The organism is Rhodococcus sp. OK302 (assembly GCF_002245895.1).
Taxonomy (GTDB): Bacteria; Actinomycetota; Actinomycetes; order Mycobacteriales; family Mycobacteriaceae; genus Rhodococcus_F.
The window spans coordinates 3,953,216-3,969,390 of the sequence record NZ_NPJZ01000001.1 but is presented as its reverse complement, the minus strand read 5'-3'; the positions used below and the strand labels follow the sequence as shown (position 1 = coordinate 3,969,390).

The window sequence follows — 16,175 nt, the reverse complement described above, 5'->3', positions numbered from 1 at the left end:
TGCTGGGCTTACTCGAGCGGATGCAGTTGGCCGTCAACCATTTCGAGGATGCGGTCACAATGCACCAGCACGTTGTGGTCGTGGGTCACCATGATCGTAGCGACGCCCGCTTCATGAGTTTCGCGCGCCAGCAGTTCGACGACCTCATGGCTGCGTTTACGGTCGAGGGCCGCTGTCGGCTCGTCGACAAGCAGTAGCGACGGACTACTCATCAAGGCTCGAGCGATACCGACACGTTGGCGTTCGCCGCCGGAGAGCTGCCCGGGCCGTCGGTCGGCACGGTGGCTCATGCCGACCGAGTCGAGGAGTTCGTCGACGTCGCGGCCCGGCCGACGCGTGATCTTCGGGACAAGCCGGAGCTGATCGCGCGCCGTCAGTGCGGGAATGAGGTTTCCGGACTGAAACACGAAGCCGATCTTGTCGCGGCGAACTTTTGCCAACGCGCGATTGGGCATGGATGTGATGTCGAGGCCGTCGATGAACACCGATCCACTCGACGGACGTCCGAGGGCACCGGCGACGGCGAGCAGGCTCGACTTTCCGGCGCCGGACGGTCCGACGATCGCGACGAGCTCTCCGCGGGGTACCTCCAAATTCACGTCGTCAAGCCCGAGCACGGTGGAATCACCGTCGCCGAATCGGAGGCTGACAGCACTGAGTGCGAGCCCGGTGGTGGTCTTTTCGATGGTGGTCATCGGTTCTCTCCCAGTGCCGTGAGCGGGTTGATGCGGGTGACGCGGACTATGGCAATCGCCGCGCCGATCAGGCCCAGCACGGCAAGCAGCAAAGCGCCGTTGACGATGGGGCCGGATTCGAGCGCGAACGGCATTCCGCTGCCCTCGAGTCCCGATCCGAGCCCGACGCCCAACAACACACCGACGGTGATGGAACCGAGGAGCACTGCGACTGCCTGCATCAGTCCGTCGCGCAGCAGGAATCCGGTGGAGGCTCCCATTGCCCGCATTACCGCGAGTTCACGGCCACGCTGAACGGTCCAGATGCCGAAGAATGCTCCGACGACAAGCGCGGAGATCGCGTACAGGAACGCCTTGATCATCGTCATCGTCATCGTCTCGGCGGAAAAGCCTGGAGACGAGTCGAACGAGTCCTCGAGCAACTTCGAGGATGTCCCTGCCGCCACATCACCCTCAGCAAGGTTCGGCGGCACGTCGTCTATGCCTCGAATCGCGACGACGCTGGCTTCGGTATACGCGCTGGCGCTCGGGGTTTCACCAAGTTTGGCACCGGCGTGAACTTCCTGCCAGGTCCGCAGCGGCAGGTAGGCGACGCCGACGTGCCCGAAAGTGCGCTTGTCCTCGGTGAATCCGACAACTTTCAGTTCTGTGCCGAGTCGATCGAGGATGACTGTGTCACCGAGTGCGACACCCTCGTCGCGAAGGGTGGGGCTGACGATGATGTCGGTGGCGCCGTGCAGCGATGTTCCCTCGGCGGGGGCTGGTTCGAGGAAGGATCCCGGTTCGATACCGAAGAGCGTGAGGTCGACGGGAGTACCGCCGTCGGTCTTGGCATTGACGATCATGTTTCCGAAGAGTTCGGCCGCTTGGACGTCGGGCTGCGCGCGCCACGCCTGTGCCTGGTCCTCGGTGACGACCGAGCGTGAGAATGCCGAGTCCGCCTTGGTGCCCGGCGCGAAGGCGAATGCCTGGATCGGCGTCCGCTGTAGGGCCGAGACACCGTCGTTGACCAGGCCTGACGAGAGCCCCGACAGGATCACCATCAAGATCGAGATCAGGGCGACAACGGCGCCCATCAAGAGAAATCTGTTACGCGCAAACCACAGTTCACGCAGAGTGAGGAACATGCCGGGAGGCCCCCATGTCATCGGTACGGATCACGTCAACTTTTGTCGACGCCATGTTGGCATCATATCGACAACATGTCGACATGTGATGTGATCCGCATTACTACATTTAGTAGTAGATGGGTGCCGTCCCGACGGAGTCAGTCACCCCCACGACGAAAAAGCTTGTTGCCCAACCAAACCACCGGGTCGTAGCGCCGATCCACGACCCGTTCCTTCATCGGAATGATCGCGTTGTCGGTGATCTTGATGCCTTCCGGGCACACTTCAGTGCAGCATTTGGTGATGTTGCACAGGCCGAGACCGAACTGGTCCTGGGCAGCATCCCGGCGGTCCGCCGTATCGAGAGGATGCATCTCGAGTTCGGCGACGCGGATGAAAAAACGCGGACCGGAGAATGCTTCCTTATTGTCCTCGTGATCGCGCACGACGTGACAGGTGTTCTGACACAGAAAGCACTCGATGCACTTACGAAACTCCTGCGAGCGTGCGACGTCGATCTGCTGCATCCGATATTCACCCGGAGCCAACCCGGACGGCGGTGTGAACGACGGAATCTCACGCGCCTTGCGGTAATTGAAGGAGACGTCGGTGACCAGATCGCGGATGACCGGGAACGCCCGCATCGGTGTCACCGTCACCACCTCGTCCTCGTCGAAGGTCGACATCCTCGTCATGCACATCAAGCGTGGCCGACCGTTGACTTCCGCCGAGCACGATCCGCATTTGCCGGCCTTGCAGTTCCACCGCACTGCCAGGTCCGGGGTCTGGGTGGCCTGCAGGCGGTGGATGATGTCGAGCACTACTTCGCCCTCGTTCACCGGTATCGAATAGTCCTGGAGCTCACCTCCGCCGGCATCGCCGCGCCACACCCGAAATTTCGCGTCGTAGCTCATGTCAGGTTTTCCTTCCCGGATGGTCGGCGAGTTCGGCATCGGTGTAGTACTTGGCCAGTTCGTCGATCTCGAAGAGCGCCAAAAGGTCTGGTCGCATCGATGATTGAGGCTCGGCGGTGACCAGCACCTCCGGCACGGCGGCGTCCGGATGCGCGGCCATATCCCCCACTGTGGCGCACACCAACAGGGTGTTGCGCCACTGGGCCTGCATCGCCGGGTGATCGTCCCGGGTGTGCCCGCCCCGGCTTTCGGTCCGCAGTAACGCGGCCTTCGCCACACATTCGCTGACCAGCACCATGTTTCGCAGATCCACCGCCAGGTGCCATCCCGGATTGAACTGCCGATGTCCCTCCACCACCACGGCACCGATCCGGACCTTGATCTCGTCGAGTGTGCGTAGCGCACGCTCGACTTCCGCGGCGGTGCGAATAATGCCCACCAAGTCGTTCATCGTCTGCTGCAGTTCGGTATGCAGGGTGTACGGATTCTCGAGTGCAGCATGACTTCCTTGAGTCTCGAACGGCGAGAGCAGCATTCGCGCCGCGGCATCGATGTCGGCCGGAGCCACCACCGGGCGTGCGGGCAGCGATTTCACATACGTTGCAGCGCCGAGGCCGGCGCGGCGGCCGAACACCAGCAGGTCGGACAGTGAATTTCCGCCCAGACGGTTGGAGCCGTGCATTCCGCCGGAGCACTCGCCGGCCGCGAACAATCCCGGCACGTTCGAAGACCCGGAGTCAGGGTCCACCTCGATACCACCCATCACGTAATGGCAGGTGGGGCCCACTTCCATCTGTTCCTTGGTGATGTCGACGTCCGCGAGTTCCTTGAACTGGTGGTACATCGACGGCAGGCGACGCTTGATTTCCTCGGCCGGCATCCGGGACGCGATGTCGAGATACACCCCGCCGTGCGGGGTTTCGCGCCCCTCCTTGACCTCGGTGTTGATGGCGCGCGCCACCTCGTCTCGGGGCAATAGATCGGGGGTGCGGCGGTTGTTCTCCTGGTCGTCGTACCAGCGGTCGGCTTCTTCTACCGTCTCCGCGTACTGGCCTTTGAACACCGGTGGGATATACGAGAACATGAAGCGGTCACCCTCGGAGTTCTTGAGCACCCCACCGTCGCCGCGCACGCCCTCCGTCACGAGGATGCCTTTGACACTCGGCGGCCACACCATGCCCGTCGGGTGGAACTGGACAAATTCCATGTTGATCAAGTTGGCACCTGCGCGCAGGGCCAATGCGTGACCGTCTCCGGTGTACTCCCAGGAATTGGACGTGACCTTGAACGACTTGCCGATTCCGCCGGTCGCCATCACCACGGCCGGGGCCTCGAACAGCACGCAGCGTCCGCTCTCGCGCCAGTATCCGAAGGCCCCGGAAATGCGGTCGCCGTCCTTCGTCAGTTCCGAGATGGTGCATTCGGCAAAAATCTTGATGCGGGCCTCGTAGTCGCCGGTCTCCGCGAAATCTTCCTGCTGCAGCGAGACGATCTTCTGCTGCATCGTCCGAATGATCTCGAGTCCGGTGCGGTCACCGACATGGGCGAGCCGCGGATACGTGTGACCACCGAAGTTGCGTTGACTGATCCGGCCGTCGGGAGTCCGATCAAACAGGGCGCCATAGGTTTCCAGTTCCCACACCCGATCCGGGGCTTCGCGCGCATGCAGTTCCGCCATCCGCCAGTTGTTGAGGAACTTGCCGCCGCGCATGGTGTCCTGGAAGTGCGTCTGCCACGTGTCCTTCTCATTGGCGTTGCCCATCGCGGCAGCGCACCCGCCCTCGGCCATGACGGTGTGGGCCTTGCCGAACAGCGACTTGCAGACCACGGCAACGGAGAGTCCTTGCTCTCTGGCCTCGATCACCGCGCGTAGCCCGGCTCCCCCCGCCCCGATCACTACGACGTCGTAGTTGTGCCGTTCGACTTCGGTCATGTACTCCCCCTCCGGGTTCGGCGGTCAATTGAACAAACGCAGGTCGTTCACCGTTCCGCTGGCCACGAGCATGATGTAGAAATCGGTGATCATCAGCGTGCCGAGCGTGGTCCAGGCCAGTTGCATGTGTCGGGTGTTGAGCTTGCTCACCTGCGTCCACAGCCAGTAGCGGACCGGGTGTTTCGAGAAGTGGGTGAGCCGCCCACCCGTGACGTGCCGACATGAATGGCACGAGACCGTATATGCCCACAGCAAGCAGACATTGACCACAAGGATCAGTGTGCCGAGCCCGATCCCGAAACCACCGTCGGCGCCGCGAAATGCGCGAATCGCGTCGTAGGTATTGATCATCGACACAAGAAGTGCGGCATAGAAGAAGTACCGATGCGAGTTCTGGATGATCAGCGGAAGTCGAGTTTCACCCGAGTACCTGCGATGCGGTTCCGCGACAGCGCATGCCGGCGGCGAAAGCCAGACGGACCGGTAGTAGGCCTTGCGGTAGTAGTAGCAGGTCAGCCGGAATCCCAGCAGGAACGGCAGTACCAGAAATCCAAGCGGGATCCACATCGGCAATTCGCCAATAGGTGTGCCGAAATCGCTGGCACCGGGCGCGCACGAATCACTCAGACATGGTGAGTAGAACGGGGTCAGATAGTGATAATCCTCGACCCAGTACGCAGTTCGGACGAAGGCACGGATCGTCGCGTAGACGACGAACACGGACAAGCCCAGCACGGTCAGCAGCGGAGCCTGCCACCACCGATCGGTTCGCAGCGTGCGCGCAGCAATCTGCGCACGCGAGGGCGCGCCCACTCCGTCGGCATCGACGGGCGGCGCACTCATGTGTCGTGATCTGCCGGGTGGCCACCTACGCCCTCGTCGTCGGCGCCTTGCCACATCGACGCGTCGTACGGGGTGTCGGGCACTTGAATCCGCTCGACGGGTCTGTGATGCGTCAGGTGCGGGGGCGATACCTCGAGGTCGACGTAATCGATCTCGAGCCGCTCCACATCGTTGACCAACCTGCGTACTGCCGGTGCGTCGCCGTACAACGACTGCAGCGACGCGACGCAGTGCCGGAGGTTGTCGATGGTGCGCCTGAGTTCGAGCATTTCTGTGGTTGACATAGACCTCTCCAACCAATCGGTAGAAGTGGTGACTCATATCACGTTACGACATTGGCGCCGCAATGGCAGGTTTGTCCGAATTTGGGTCCCGGCCGACTTGCGATCACTTCGGATACCCGGCGCCGTTCGAGCCGAGGATTCCTGTCCCGAAATTGCGCTATGCGATACGCTGCGCGGAGGCAGAAGTTCCTGACTGCCTCGGCCGCGGTGTTGACGCTGGCCCTTCTTGCGGCACTTCCAAGCGCACAGTCCCCGACGGCAAGCGGATCGCATTCCCCCTATCCCCCGGCCCGTTTCTCGGCGCCAGAAGGTTCGCTGCCTTGGATTGCCGTTTTACGTAACCCCGCCCGACCGAAACAGCGAACGGCCCTTAAGCAACCAAACTACAGAATCGAGTGAAAACTTATGTCCACCAACATAATTACCACCGGCACGGAACGGTCGATCATCGAGAACATGCTCGACCGCAACCGCCAAACACTGATCGAGACCGCACGCGGCCTCTCCGATGCCGACGCTCGCCGACGGCTCGTTGCATCTCTGACGACACCGATCTCCTTGATCAAGCATGCCGCTGCCGCGGAACGGATTTGGTTCCAGCGGTTCTGGGCGGGACTCGGTGAATCCGAATGCGATGGATACTCGCGCCGCGACGAGGGCACCTTCACCGTCACCGACGACGAGTCACTGTCAGACGTCATCGCCGAATTCGAGCGCGCAAGCCAACGATCACGTGAGATCGTGTCCCGCTTCGACCTCGACGACACCATGGACACTCCCCGCGAGGGAACCGTCAGCATGCGATGGACACTGCTTCTCATGATCCAAGAGCTCGCCAGGCACGCAGGTCACGGCGATATCCTCCGCGAACAGATCGACAAGCTGGTCGTGCACAACACTCCTGAAACCTGAATGTCAGAAACGAGCACCGGAAGCCAAGGATCCTCCTCGCGGGCGGCCCCACTCCCACGCCTCCATCACTGATGACTACCCTCGCACCAAAGAACAACCGACGCTGGGTGGGAGGTGTCCGTGGAGGCATTCCTCGCTCCGCTCCTGTCCCCGGCCGGGCTGGCGCTTGCGCTACTGGGCGCAATTACCTGGCTGTCCTTCAGTGCCACTGGTCGAAACACACGCAGGTCTGCGGCTGCAACCTCCGTGCTGCTGTCGATCTGTGGATCGATCGCCTTCCTCGGGTTCGCCGGCATCGACGACTACAACGACTACCCCGGCTATACCTGCTCCCTGCGCGACGGGAACGTGCCGGACGGCTTCCCCTCCGACCAGCTCCCACCACCAAACCCAAACCTGGTGAGCAGGTTTCATCCCAATATCGCCTGGTCCCACGAGTACGAGCTGTTCCCTGCCGGCGTGCGCTGTACCTACTGGACCAAGGACGACCCCCGCGTCACCGTAGTCACCCACAGCCCCGGGGCGTACTCGGTGTGGATCTACGGACTACTCGTCATCGCGCTGGCCCAAGCCGCGCGAGTGGTCAACCCTGACCTACTAGCCCGACGCGCCGGCTAACCCATGCGCGAAAACGCCGATCTACACGATCCCGAAAACCGCCCTAGCTCACACCGTCACGCAGCGACAGCAGAACACCGCCACGCAGCGGTAAGATCCACAACCTTGACGATCGCGTCGGGGTGCGATTCCTGGCCATAACGAACTCACTGAGCCCTCCGCGGTCTCGCGGTTTCGACCTCCGAATCCCACGCCAGCGGTTCATGGTTCGGTGGGAGTGTTTCGGATGACCCTTGCCGGCGATCCCGCTGCGACGACGTGATCAGGAATGTCATGCAGAACGACGCTTCCAGCGCCGATGACCGAATTACGGCCGATAGTGACCCCAGCTCCGACGGTTACCGCAGCGCCCAGCCACACGTTGTCTTCTATCGTGATCGCGTGCGCGCGTTCCCATCCCTCTCGGCGGCGGTGGTGGTCATCGACGGGATGCAGAGCGGTCATCAACTGTGCGCCCGGTCCGATCCTGCTGTGATTCCCGATACTGATGACCGCGTCGTCCATAAAGAACGCGTTGGCATTGACGAAGACATCGTCTCCGAGCCGGGTGTTGTATCCGTAGCTGCACTGAAACCGCGGGACAATTACGGTGCCTCTACCTACTTTGCCGAGAAGCCGCGCCAACGCCTTGGAACGTGCATTGTCATCGTCGGCGGATGCGGCGTTGAATATATCGAGCTGTCGCCAGCAATCTCGACGCTGCTCGCGCAATTCGTCGTCGTCGAGATACCACTCACCACGCGTGAGCCGACTCAATTCTTCCCCCATGCGCCAATAATCGCACAACGCCCATCGGCCGGTGTCATGAAAATTGGCCGATACTGTCTCATGAGCGATATCGGCACCGGTGCATACCTCTCGATTCGGCAACGGCGGCAAGGGTTCGGAATTCGGACCGATGCCGATGAGTTTTGCATCCCCACCGAGTCTCAACCTCAGGACCATCATCATTGACACTGACGGAGAACAAAATGAGCCAGCTACTGCGAGTCCAGAACTTCAACATCTCGAGCGACGGAATCGCTGCCGGACCCGACCAAAGCTTCGAGAGTCCGTTCGGACTCGATCATGGCGAGATGTTCGCTTGGGCCGGCGCCACGGCCAGCTGGCCGATGCGCACCGATCCCGGTGGCAGCCGAGGCCTCGACGACTACTTCACGCGAGATTACGACCGCAACATCGGCGCCGAGATTATGGGCCGCAACAAGTTCGGTCCCCAACGCGGCCCCTGGGAGAACCATGAGTGGCTCGGGTGGTGGGGCGACGAACCTCCATTTCGTACTCCGGTATTTGTCATGACTCACCACACGCGTCCTTCGTTCACGCTCACCGACACCACGTTCCACTTCGTCGACGGCGACCCGGCAACAATCCTGAAACAGGCGCGAGAGGCCGCGCAAGGCAAGGACGTTCGACTCGGCGGCGGGGTGAGCACCATCCGGGAGTTCCTCGACGCTGATCTTGTCGACACCATGCATGTGGCGGTCTCACCGATCGCGTTCGGGTCCGGACTGAAACTCTGGGACTCACCCGACGAACTGCTCGATCGGTTCAACCTCGAGGTCATCCCCAGCCCCAGCGGCGTACACCACCATCTGTTTTGGCGAAAGTGAGCGCAGCCTTGACCTTGACACGGTGACAAGGATTCCAATGGTCGACGAAGGAGGTGGTTGTCATCAACACAACCAACCATGGCGGGCTGCATGCCCACCTCGTCGACGCACTGTCCGCAGCCGACTCGTCCGCTCGGCTACGGGCAGCACTCTCTGCCGGCACGGACCCCGATCCCAACTTCACGGACTCACTCGTCGATCGGTGCGCCGTCGAACCGGATTTCTTCGTCCGAGACATGCTGACCTGGGCATTGTGCCGCCTGCCGGCCGAGAGCACGGTGCCCAGACTGGTCCAAGAGCTAGAGTCCGGCACCGTGCAGGCTCGCAGTCAGGCGCTGCACACCCTGTCCAAGATCGGGGATCGGCACGCGTGGCCCGCCGTAGCTGCACTGCTACACGACGTGCATGACGAGATCGCGCGCACCGCGTGGCGGACGGCAGTGGCGCTGGTGCCGCCCGGCGACGAGGCAACCGTCGCGGCCGATCTTGCTACCGAACTCGGACGGGGTGACCACGATCTGCAGCTGAGTCTGAGCCGTGCGATGGTGGGACTGGGAGAACCCGTCCTAGCAATCCTCGATGCAGCTCAGGCGAGTTCCGATCCAGGCATTCGCGCCCATGCGGAAGCCACCAAGGTGCTCTACCTCGACCCCGACAGCACATTCACCCTCTCTATCGAGATGGCGAAGCGCGTCGCAGTCATAGGCTCGGACACGTAGGAGATGAGATGTTGATCGGCGAGGTCTCGCGGCGTTGCGGCGTCAGTACGAGAATGCTGCGGCATTACGACGCGTTGGGGCTGGTAATGCCGACGGGCCGCACGTCCGGCGGCTACCGCGAGTACTCTGCCGACGACATCCGGCGTCTCTTCCATGTCGAGAGCCTGCGGACTCTGGGTCTCTCACTGAACGATGCCAAGCGCGCGCTCGACGAACCTGATTTCGCTCCAGCCGATTTGGTCGGTGACCTCATGCGGCACACTCGCGCGCGCATCGAAGCCGAGGAAGAATTGCTCACGAAGCTCGAGCGCGTCGACGCGGCCTCACCCGCGGAGTGGGATGATGTTCTGCGCATTGTCTCTCTGCTGCGGGCGCTCGAATCGGAGTCCGCGGCCTACCGCCAACAAGCGATCCTGTCGCAGGACGGGAAAGCGTCGCTACCTGTCGATGCTCTGGTCGAGGCCTTCTTGTCGGAGGACGACGCCAATGTGGCTGGTGCACTTCAGTGGTCGTTGGCGAGGGTTGCCGGTCAGGGACTCGCGGCCCTGGCCAAAGGTATCGACTCGGAGAAGGTTGGCGTTCGGCGGCGGGCTATTGCCGCGATAGCAGCCATCGACACCGCGGAGGCGACGGAACACCTCAGGCGTGCGCTCGATGATTCGGACACCACGGTCCGCGCCGAGGCTGCCCTCGCTCTCGCCGCTCGGGGACGTGTCGAGCCAATCCCCGAACTCCTCGACATGGTGACCGAAGGACGGCGCGACGTCGAGGCTGCCGAGGCATTGGGCTTGCTGACGGAGGCGGCACCTCCGACCGTCGACATCGCACAGGCCCTACAGGACAAGCTCGACACCACCGATGACGTGCCCACACGACTGCGAATCACACAGGCACTTGCGGAAATTCCCGGTAAAGCGGCCCAGGAAGCGCTGAACCGATTGTCCCACGACGGCGATCGGACAGTCGCGGCCACAGCAGCAGCGATCCTTACCGGTCAGCGAATTCCAGGGCATCGAAAGCCAGATCTTCGGCATCGGCGTCCATTTGGGCAGTTAACCGGTCAGGAGCCGTCATAACGGCGACGATCGGCACGGCCAACGCGAGTAGTCCGAACACGAAGACAGGAAACAGGAACGCGAATACCCCGATGCCTTCGGGCGCCGGCGCCGACGGATCGTGCACCACGCGCACCGCAGCCATACCCGTGTAATGCATTCCGACGACGGCGATTCCCATGATCACACCGCCGATGAAACGCAGCATCGTGGATTCCAGAACCATCGTGAACCACAACGCGGCGGTTCCGGCGACAACGGCGATCAAGACCGACAGTGCGACAAAGTACATGTTGTAGTGAATCTCGCCTTGAAAGCGGAAGGCGCGCATACCCAGATAGTGCATCACGCTGACTGCGACACCCACCACGAGACCACCGGCGAGAAGCCTATTCAAGCGGTACTCGGTGCCGATGATCAACAGGCCGATAAACACACCGGTCACGGAAATCACGGCAGAGACGATCGTCCACGCCAGACTGTAGCGAATGGGGCTGCCGGGCACCGCAAATCCGAGCATTGCAATGAAGTGCATCAGCCAGATTCCTACGCCGCCGATCGACAACGCACCCATCAGCAACCACAGCATCCGAGTCGCGCCGCGGGTGGTCTCCGTGGATTGACGTGTACACGCCAAGCCGACAACCGATCCGACGACGGAAACGACGAAGGCGAGTCCGAGCAGCCAGAGTCCCATCGAGAAATGATGCATTTCATCCGACATGCTGGTTCCTTTCGATGCAATGGTGTTAAGCGAGTGCTGCGGCAGCAAGGCGTTCGAGCGAGTATTCGGTGACTGTGATCAACGCTTGTTTAGCGGATGCGCGGTCGCGTGCGTCGATTTCGATCAGCGGAATCTGATCGGATAACGCCAGCGCCTGGCGAAGATCGTATGCAGAATGAACCGGTGCTCCATCGAAACGGTTGACCGCCACGATGAATGGAAGTCCGCGGGCCTCGAAGAAATCGACGGCCGCAAAACTGTCTTCGAGCCGCCGCGTGTCAATGAGGATGACCGCCCCGATGGCGCCGGTGATGAGGTCGTCCCACATGAACCAGAAGCGCCGCTGACCAGGTGTTCCGAACAGGTACAGGACGAGGTCGTCGGCCAGCGTGATACGACCAAAATCCATTGCCACCGTTGTGGTGTCCTTGTTCGGAGTCGCGCCGAGGTGATCGATACCGTCACTGGCATCGGTGACCATGGCTTCAGTCCGCAGCGGGACGATCTCGGAAACCGTTCCCACCAGGGTCGTCTTTCCGACGCCGAATCCTCCGGCGATCACGATTTTTGTCGATTTGACGCGAGACGGTGCGTCAGAGTGCCCGAAGTCCACTGAGGGTCCTTTCGATCAATTCGCGGCGCTCGACGCTGGTCGCATCGCTTCGCAGAGTGGCTTGTACTTCCAATGCCCCGGCGACGACGAGATCCGCCACCAGAACCCGCGCCACGCCGATCGGAACAGCGAGGTGCGCAGCGATTTCCGCGATGGAGATTCGATGCTCACACAGGGCGACGATCGACGCACGGATGTCCTCCGGTGCAAGGCGTTTCGTGACCGCGTCTTCAACCGTCGCGACAATCGCTTCGAGCGGAAGATCGATGGACGGCTTCGTCCTGCCTTCGGTGAGCGCATACGAACGAACGAGGCTGGGTTCAGGATCAGTGTGCTCGGGGTGATGATGTGGCATCGAGATCAAATACCCCGACCTGATCGCGGAGCGATGTCCATGGTGGTTCCGACCCGATCGACCAGAGTTGCCATTTCGTAACCTATCTGGCCGATATCGCATCCCACGACGGCAAGCGCCGCGAGGTACGCACCGCTACCGACACCCATGAGCAGCAGGTAGCCGTTCTCCATTTCAACCACCGATTGCAGGACGGCACCGCCGTCGAACAGTCGCGATGCACCGGCCGAGAGGCTGGCGAGTCCCGATGTCACGGCAGCCAGTTGGTCTGCACGATCGAGCGGAAGGTGGGTGCTCGCTGCGCTCAGCAACCCGTCGGCCGAGACGATGATGGCGTGACTTACTCCTGGAACGTCGCGCGCAAAGCCCGATACCAACCAGTCGAGTGCACGAGGGGTTTCTGGGGCTCCGACAGAATTCACTGCTCTCCTTCGTCTTTCTGAACATATGTGGACGAGTGTAGGGATGTGTTGTTCTCACTCATGGCGTGCCGTCGTCCGCGACTGACGCCTGATTGGTAGTCAGTCCATCCCCGTCGGATGTTTTCCGGGTCGGCGCTCTGTCGGTGGGGTCCGGGACGGGAAGGGCCAGTTGCCGTTCCGACAGCTCCGGGAACCAGTCGTGCGCCGCGGTCCCGGATCGGGAGACCGGAATCGGAGATCCTGGTGACGGGCATGCCCGTCGACGCGCGCGCGGCAACCCAACCCTCGTCAGCTTCGGTTGTCCAGATGCTTTCGCTTGTCGCACTGGATTTGTCGTCTGTCGGATCGACCAGCCACTCGGTCACCATGCGGGCAAAGATCGGGGATGCAGTCGGCGGATTGGCAGAGGTAGCCTCGGGAGCAACCTCGCTGAAGACGTCCACATGCGGCGGTATCGCGTTGCGCGTCCGGGAAGAGAAGAACGCCGCAGTGTTGGTCGGACTGGGGGTGTTGAACAGGTGCCGCGGCGCAGGTTTCGGGACACTCGTATCCGGTTGAGAGACGGATGTTTCCGTGACGGCCGGTGCCGGTGCCGGTGCCGGTGCTGGTGCTGGTGCTGGGTCAGTTGCGAGGGCATTACCGACGCCGGGTACCCCACTGTTCCCGGGGGTACGGCGAGGAAGTGTGTTCGCCGTGGGAAGCATGCTGTCAGCCGACGGTGAAACGGCTGCAGCGGGAGCGCCCCAAGCAGGTGGCGGCAAGGTGACCGCAAAGGTATTGCTCGGTTGGCGCAGCGGAAGTCCGTTAGCCGATACGGCCGGTGCCTCAACCACCCGAGTTGCGGTGCGTTGGACCGTCGTGACCGAGTACGCAGGTTCATTCGCAGCAGGCGCGGGAAACCCCGGAGCAACAAAGGGAACGGTCGGCGGTCGAACTGCATTGTCACGGGGGGCCTCGAGCAACGCCGCAGGCAGGTAAACCATAGCGGTGACACCGCTGTGGTCTGATGACGTGTGCGACGGGCGCAGGCGTACCGAAATATCGTATCGACGACTGATACGACTGATAACGAAAAGCCCCATGTGGCGGGCAGTTTCGGGGCTCATCTCCCCTTCGGATGCGAGACGTCCATTGGCGTCGAGCAAATCGGCCGAGGACATGCCGATACCGAGATCGGCAATCTCCACGAGCACTGAACCGTCGTTGGTGCGAGCGCCATCGATCGTCACCGGAGTTTCGGGCGGTGAGTATCGCAACGCATTATCGAGGAGTTCGGTGATCAGATGCACGACATCGGCACTGGCCTGCCCGCTGACCACCGCAGACGGAATCTGCCCGAGCTCGATGCGAACGTAGTTTTCGACACCGGAGACGGCGGCACGCAGCGCGTCGAAGAGCGCGATCGATTCGGTTCGTACGGTTCGTACGCGTCGTCCTTCGCCACCGGAGAGGATCAGAAGGTTATCGCTGTTGCGTCGCATTCGCGTGGCGACATGGTCGAGGCGGAAGAGGTTCTCGAGGCGTCTCGGGTCGTCTTCGTCCTGTTCGAGCTGCTCGATCAAGCTGAGTTGCTGCTCGACGAGGGACTTGTTGCGGCGGGAGAGCGTTTCGAACACGTCGTTGACCTGACGACGGAGTGTTGCCTGCTCGCCGGCGAGTGTGATCGCTTGGCCGTTCAGGTCGTCAACAGCCCGTGCAAGTTGTCCGATTTCCTCGTGCGTGTCGATGGGGACACGCGGTAATTCGAGGTCGGTGACATTCTCACCGGCGCGGATTCGTTCGATCGCTTCGGGGAGTCCGTGTCGTGATGCCGTAAGAGCTGAGAATCGAAGGCGCCTAATGGGATTTACCAGCGAGCGACTGATGACCAAAGCTATGACGAGGGCCGCGAGCACGGCGCCAATAACCAGTGCAGCGTCTCGAAGAGCTGCGGATTGGGCGGCGCTGGTTTCGGCGGTCACGGCGGGAACAAACCGGGCGATCGCTGCCGTGGCGATGGCGTCGTACTGATCGCGACTGGTCTGCAGGCCGATGCCGATCTCGCCGCTCAACGGGGACGTCGACGCTGTGGCGCCGATTTCGCCGATGCGACTCATTGCGGATCCCTGCGGGGGCTTCAGTGCAGCAAAGGGATCCTGGGCATTGCCTTCGTCGATTGGCGGGAGCACCCCACCTGGCGTGGCAATTCGCATGACTCCACCGAGGCTGGTGAGTTCTGAGCCGGCCGTGGAAGTGAGGATGGTTCGCGTTTGTTGATCGACGTCGCCGGTACCGTACAAAATGCTCTGATTGGTGAGTGCTTGACGGGCTCCCCACATCGCCTCGAACTCGGCACCTCGCTTACTCAGAAGCGGCAACTGTGATTTATTCATGACATCGGAGAACGGTGTCCAGATCTGGTTCGACATGTCGGTGAGGCGGGAGACGAGTTGATCTGGAGATAGTGAGCCGACTGAAACTTCGTCGACGAAAGCTTGGCTGTTCCGAAGAGTCCTAGAGACCTGGTCGTAGAGCGCTGCGTCGGTTTGGAACACGATCCCGGCGGTAGCAAATTCTTGTATCGCGGTTGTGGCTTCCGCGACGGCAGTATCCATTTCGCCGCCGGAGGCGGATGTGACTGCTAGGTCGTTGAGGGCTTGCTCCAAGCGAAGTGCCGCCGGGAGGGCGAACGTACGTTCTGCCGATGTACTGAGGTTCGAGGCGTCGGTCAGTTCGTTCTGGACCCGAATGCCGCCGAGCAGGACGGCGACGAGCATCGGAACTGCGAAGACTGCGAAAACCTTCCAGCTGAGGCGCCATTCGCCGATCGACCACCACGGGGTTGTGTGTGCATCGTGTTTCATACGGACTAATGCCTCTTCGCGTCTGCTATTGAAGTCTGTCAACCCCAACTGTTGGGGTATCGGCTGACTTTCCTCAACTAAACGCAGTCGAAAGAAAGCGATCCGTACCGTAACAGAATGAATTCCATTCCCGAGGGCAAATCGTCCTTAATGTCCAAATGCTGTCGATGGGGACTACCCCGGGTTGGATACTCCTATTGTGCGGAACGGCAGATACAGGTTTGTGTTCAACCGACCTATCAGCGGAAACCTGACAAATTACCGTCGCGCGCGGGCGAGCCATGCGACCGCGCCAACCACGGGTACAGCCCACACCACTGCCACCCACAACAATCGATCTACGACGCCGATCTTCGATGAAACAATCGCGACGGTTGCGGAGCCGGCCAGTCCCAGCCATAAGACCACGAGAACTCCGATGATCACGAAAATAATCAGGAATGCACCGAAGCCGTGCGTACAGTCGATGTCGGACTGTGCGCATTCGCTCAACCCGGCCTCAGCCAACAGTCCTTCCACCATG

18 protein-coding genes are annotated in these 16,175 nt (G+C 61.6%); 5 read left to right on the top strand and 13 right to left on the bottom strand.

All coding sequences use genetic code 11. From position 1 onward, the window contains the following. Nucleotides 1–8: 8 nt before the first annotated feature. The 6 genes from BDB13_RS18295 to BDB13_RS18270 all read right to left on the bottom strand — a co-directional run bounded on the left by BDB13_RS18295 (nucleotide 9) and on the right by BDB13_RS18270 (nucleotide 5,778). Entirely contained in the window at nucleotides 9–695 is a 687-nt protein-coding gene (locus BDB13_RS18295) for an ABC transporter ATP-binding protein (RefSeq protein WP_094272887.1), read from the bottom strand. After that, nucleotides 692–1,822 (bottom strand): ABC transporter permease, encoded by a 1,131-nt coding sequence (locus tag BDB13_RS18290; protein WP_094272886.1) that lies wholly within the window; start codon nucleotides 1,820–1,822, stop codon nucleotides 692–694. The genes BDB13_RS18295 and BDB13_RS18290 overlap by 4 nt, the downstream gene beginning before the upstream one ends. Before the next feature lie 140 nt (nucleotides 1,823–1,962). After that, on the bottom strand, nucleotides 1,963–2,718 hold the full coding sequence (locus BDB13_RS18285) for a succinate dehydrogenase/fumarate reductase iron-sulfur subunit (RefSeq protein ID WP_094272885.1): 756 nt from the start codon (nucleotides 2,716–2,718) through the stop codon (nucleotides 1,963–1,965). A 1-nt stretch (nucleotide 2,719) separates the two neighbouring features. Next, nucleotides 2,720–4,651 carry a fumarate reductase/succinate dehydrogenase flavoprotein subunit gene (locus BDB13_RS18280; protein WP_094272884.1) on the bottom strand — a complete coding sequence of 644 codons (1,932 nt, stop codon included), beginning with the start codon at nucleotides 4,649–4,651 and terminating at the stop codon, nucleotides 2,720–2,722. A 24-nt stretch (nucleotides 4,652–4,675) separates the two neighbouring features. After that, on the bottom strand, nucleotides 4,676–5,494 hold the full coding sequence (locus BDB13_RS18275; RefSeq protein WP_094272883.1) for a hypothetical protein: 819 nt from the start codon (nucleotides 5,492–5,494) through the stop codon (nucleotides 4,676–4,678). Further along, entirely contained in the window at nucleotides 5,491–5,778 is a 288-nt protein-coding gene (locus tag BDB13_RS18270; protein ID WP_094272882.1) for a hypothetical protein, read from the bottom strand. Before BDB13_RS18270 ends, BDB13_RS18275 begins: the two co-directional genes overlap by 4 nt. Before the next feature lie 405 nt (nucleotides 5,779–6,183). Between BDB13_RS18270 and BDB13_RS18265 the strand changes: the two genes are divergently transcribed. Then, entirely contained in the window at nucleotides 6,184–6,690 is a 507-nt protein-coding gene (locus BDB13_RS18265) for a DinB family protein (RefSeq protein WP_094272881.1), read from the top strand. Between the two features lie 120 nt (nucleotides 6,691–6,810). Beyond that, on the top strand, nucleotides 6,811–7,308 hold the full coding sequence (locus BDB13_RS18260) for a hypothetical protein (protein WP_141210652.1): 498 nt from the start codon (nucleotides 6,811–6,813) through the stop codon (nucleotides 7,306–7,308). A gap of 201 nt (nucleotides 7,309–7,509) precedes the next feature. Here BDB13_RS18260 and BDB13_RS18255 read toward each other — a convergent pair whose 3' ends face one another. Next, a complete protein-coding gene (locus tag BDB13_RS18255) occupies nucleotides 7,510–8,076 on the bottom strand; it encodes a sugar O-acetyltransferase (RefSeq protein ID WP_094275008.1) in 567 nt (188 codons plus the stop codon). A gap of 203 nt (nucleotides 8,077–8,279) precedes the next feature. Here BDB13_RS18255 and BDB13_RS18250 point away from each other — a divergent pair, with 203 nt between their 5' ends. From BDB13_RS18250 to BDB13_RS18240, 3 genes are read left to right on the top strand one after another with little or no spacing between them, the layout of a single operon-like run. Further along, entirely contained in the window at nucleotides 8,280–8,921 is a 642-nt protein-coding gene (locus BDB13_RS18250; protein ID WP_094272879.1) for a dihydrofolate reductase family protein, read from the top strand. Nucleotides 8,922–8,974: 53 nt separating this feature from the next. After that, complete coding sequence (locus BDB13_RS18245) at nucleotides 8,975–9,640, top strand: HEAT repeat domain-containing protein (RefSeq protein ID WP_176459608.1); 666 nt, start codon at nucleotides 8,975–8,977, stop codon at nucleotides 9,638–9,640. An 8-nt stretch (nucleotides 9,641–9,648) separates the two neighbouring features. Continuing rightward, nucleotides 9,649–10,716, top strand: a complete 1,068-nt coding sequence (locus tag BDB13_RS18240; RefSeq protein ID WP_094272878.1) for a MerR family transcriptional regulator — start codon at nucleotides 9,649–9,651, stop codon at nucleotides 10,714–10,716. Here BDB13_RS18240 and BDB13_RS18235 read toward each other — a convergent pair. The 6 genes from BDB13_RS18235 to BDB13_RS18210 form a co-directional block, all read right to left on the bottom strand. Then, a complete protein-coding gene (locus tag BDB13_RS18235) occupies nucleotides 10,628–11,419 on the bottom strand; it encodes an MHYT domain-containing protein (RefSeq protein WP_094272877.1) in 792 nt (263 codons plus the stop codon). The genes BDB13_RS18240 and BDB13_RS18235 overlap by 89 nt on opposite strands. A gap of 25 nt (nucleotides 11,420–11,444) precedes the next feature. Further along, nucleotides 11,445–12,032: a GTP-binding protein gene (locus tag BDB13_RS18230; protein ID WP_094272876.1), complete on the bottom strand. Its 588-nt coding sequence runs from the start codon at nucleotides 12,030–12,032 to the stop codon at nucleotides 11,445–11,447. Continuing rightward, the gene (locus BDB13_RS18225; protein WP_094272875.1) at nucleotides 12,013–12,387 is read right to left on the bottom strand and encodes a DUF742 domain-containing protein; all 375 of its coding nucleotides are present in this window, start codon (nucleotides 12,385–12,387) and stop codon (nucleotides 12,013–12,015) included. Before BDB13_RS18225 ends, BDB13_RS18230 begins: the two co-directional genes overlap by 20 nt. A 5-nt stretch (nucleotides 12,388–12,392) precedes the next feature. Beyond that, nucleotides 12,393–12,809 (bottom strand): roadblock/LC7 domain-containing protein, encoded by a 417-nt coding sequence (locus tag BDB13_RS18220; protein WP_094272874.1) that lies wholly within the window; start codon nucleotides 12,807–12,809, stop codon nucleotides 12,393–12,395. Further along, nucleotides 12,806–15,652: a sensor histidine kinase gene (locus BDB13_RS18215; RefSeq protein WP_094272873.1), complete on the bottom strand. Its 2,847-nt coding sequence runs from the start codon at nucleotides 15,650–15,652 to the stop codon at nucleotides 12,806–12,808. Before BDB13_RS18215 ends, BDB13_RS18220 begins: the two co-directional genes overlap by 4 nt. Before the next feature lie 258 nt (nucleotides 15,653–15,910). Further along, complete coding sequence (locus BDB13_RS18210; protein ID WP_094272872.1) at nucleotides 15,911–16,174, bottom strand: hypothetical protein; 264 nt, start codon at nucleotides 16,172–16,174, stop codon at nucleotides 15,911–15,913. Between the last annotated feature and the right edge of the window lies 1 nt (nucleotide 16,175).

Excerpts from the sequence above, each read along its gene's own strand:
- BDB13_RS18295 (WP_094272887.1), bottom strand. The coding sequence starts at position 695 with ATGACCACCATCGAAAAGACCACCACCGGGCTCGCACTCAGTGCTGTC.
- BDB13_RS18290 (WP_094272886.1), bottom strand. The coding sequence starts at position 1,822 with ATGTTCCTCACTCTGCGTGAACTGTGGTTTGCGCGTAACAGATTTCTC.
- BDB13_RS18285 (WP_094272885.1), bottom strand. The coding sequence starts at position 2,718 with ATGAGCTACGACGCGAAATTTCGGGTGTGGCGCGGCGATGCCGGCGGA.
- BDB13_RS18280 (WP_094272884.1), bottom strand. The coding sequence starts at position 4,651 with ATGACCGAAGTCGAACGGCACAACTACGACGTCGTAGTGATCGGGGCG.
- BDB13_RS18275 (WP_094272883.1), bottom strand. The coding sequence starts at position 5,494 with ATGAGTGCGCCGCCCGTCGATGCCGACGGAGTGGGCGCGCCCTCGCGT.
- BDB13_RS18270 (WP_094272882.1), bottom strand. The coding sequence starts at position 5,778 with ATGTCAACCACAGAAATGCTCGAACTCAGGCGCACCATCGACAACCTC.
- BDB13_RS18265 (WP_094272881.1), top strand. The coding sequence starts at position 6,184 with ATGTCCACCAACATAATTACCACCGGCACGGAACGGTCGATCATCGAG.
- BDB13_RS18255 (WP_094275008.1), bottom strand. The coding sequence starts at position 8,076 with ATGGGGGAAGAATTGAGTCGGCTCACGCGTGGTGAGTGGTATCTCGAC.
- BDB13_RS18250 (WP_094272879.1), top strand. The coding sequence starts at position 8,280 with ATGAGCCAGCTACTGCGAGTCCAGAACTTCAACATCTCGAGCGACGGA.
- BDB13_RS18240 (WP_094272878.1), top strand. The coding sequence starts at position 9,649 with ATGTTGATCGGCGAGGTCTCGCGGCGTTGCGGCGTCAGTACGAGAATG.
- BDB13_RS18235 (WP_094272877.1), bottom strand. The coding sequence starts at position 11,419 with ATGTCGGATGAAATGCATCATTTCTCGATGGGACTCTGGCTGCTCGGA.
- BDB13_RS18225 (WP_094272875.1), bottom strand. The coding sequence starts at position 12,387 with ATGCCACATCATCACCCCGAGCACACTGATCCTGAACCCAGCCTCGTT.
- BDB13_RS18215 (WP_094272873.1), bottom strand. The coding sequence starts at position 15,652 with ATGAAACACGATGCACACACAACCCCGTGGTGGTCGATCGGCGAATGG.
- BDB13_RS18210 (WP_094272872.1), bottom strand. The coding sequence starts at position 16,174 with ATGGTGGAAGGACTGTTGGCTGAGGCCGGGTTGAGCGAATGCGCACAG.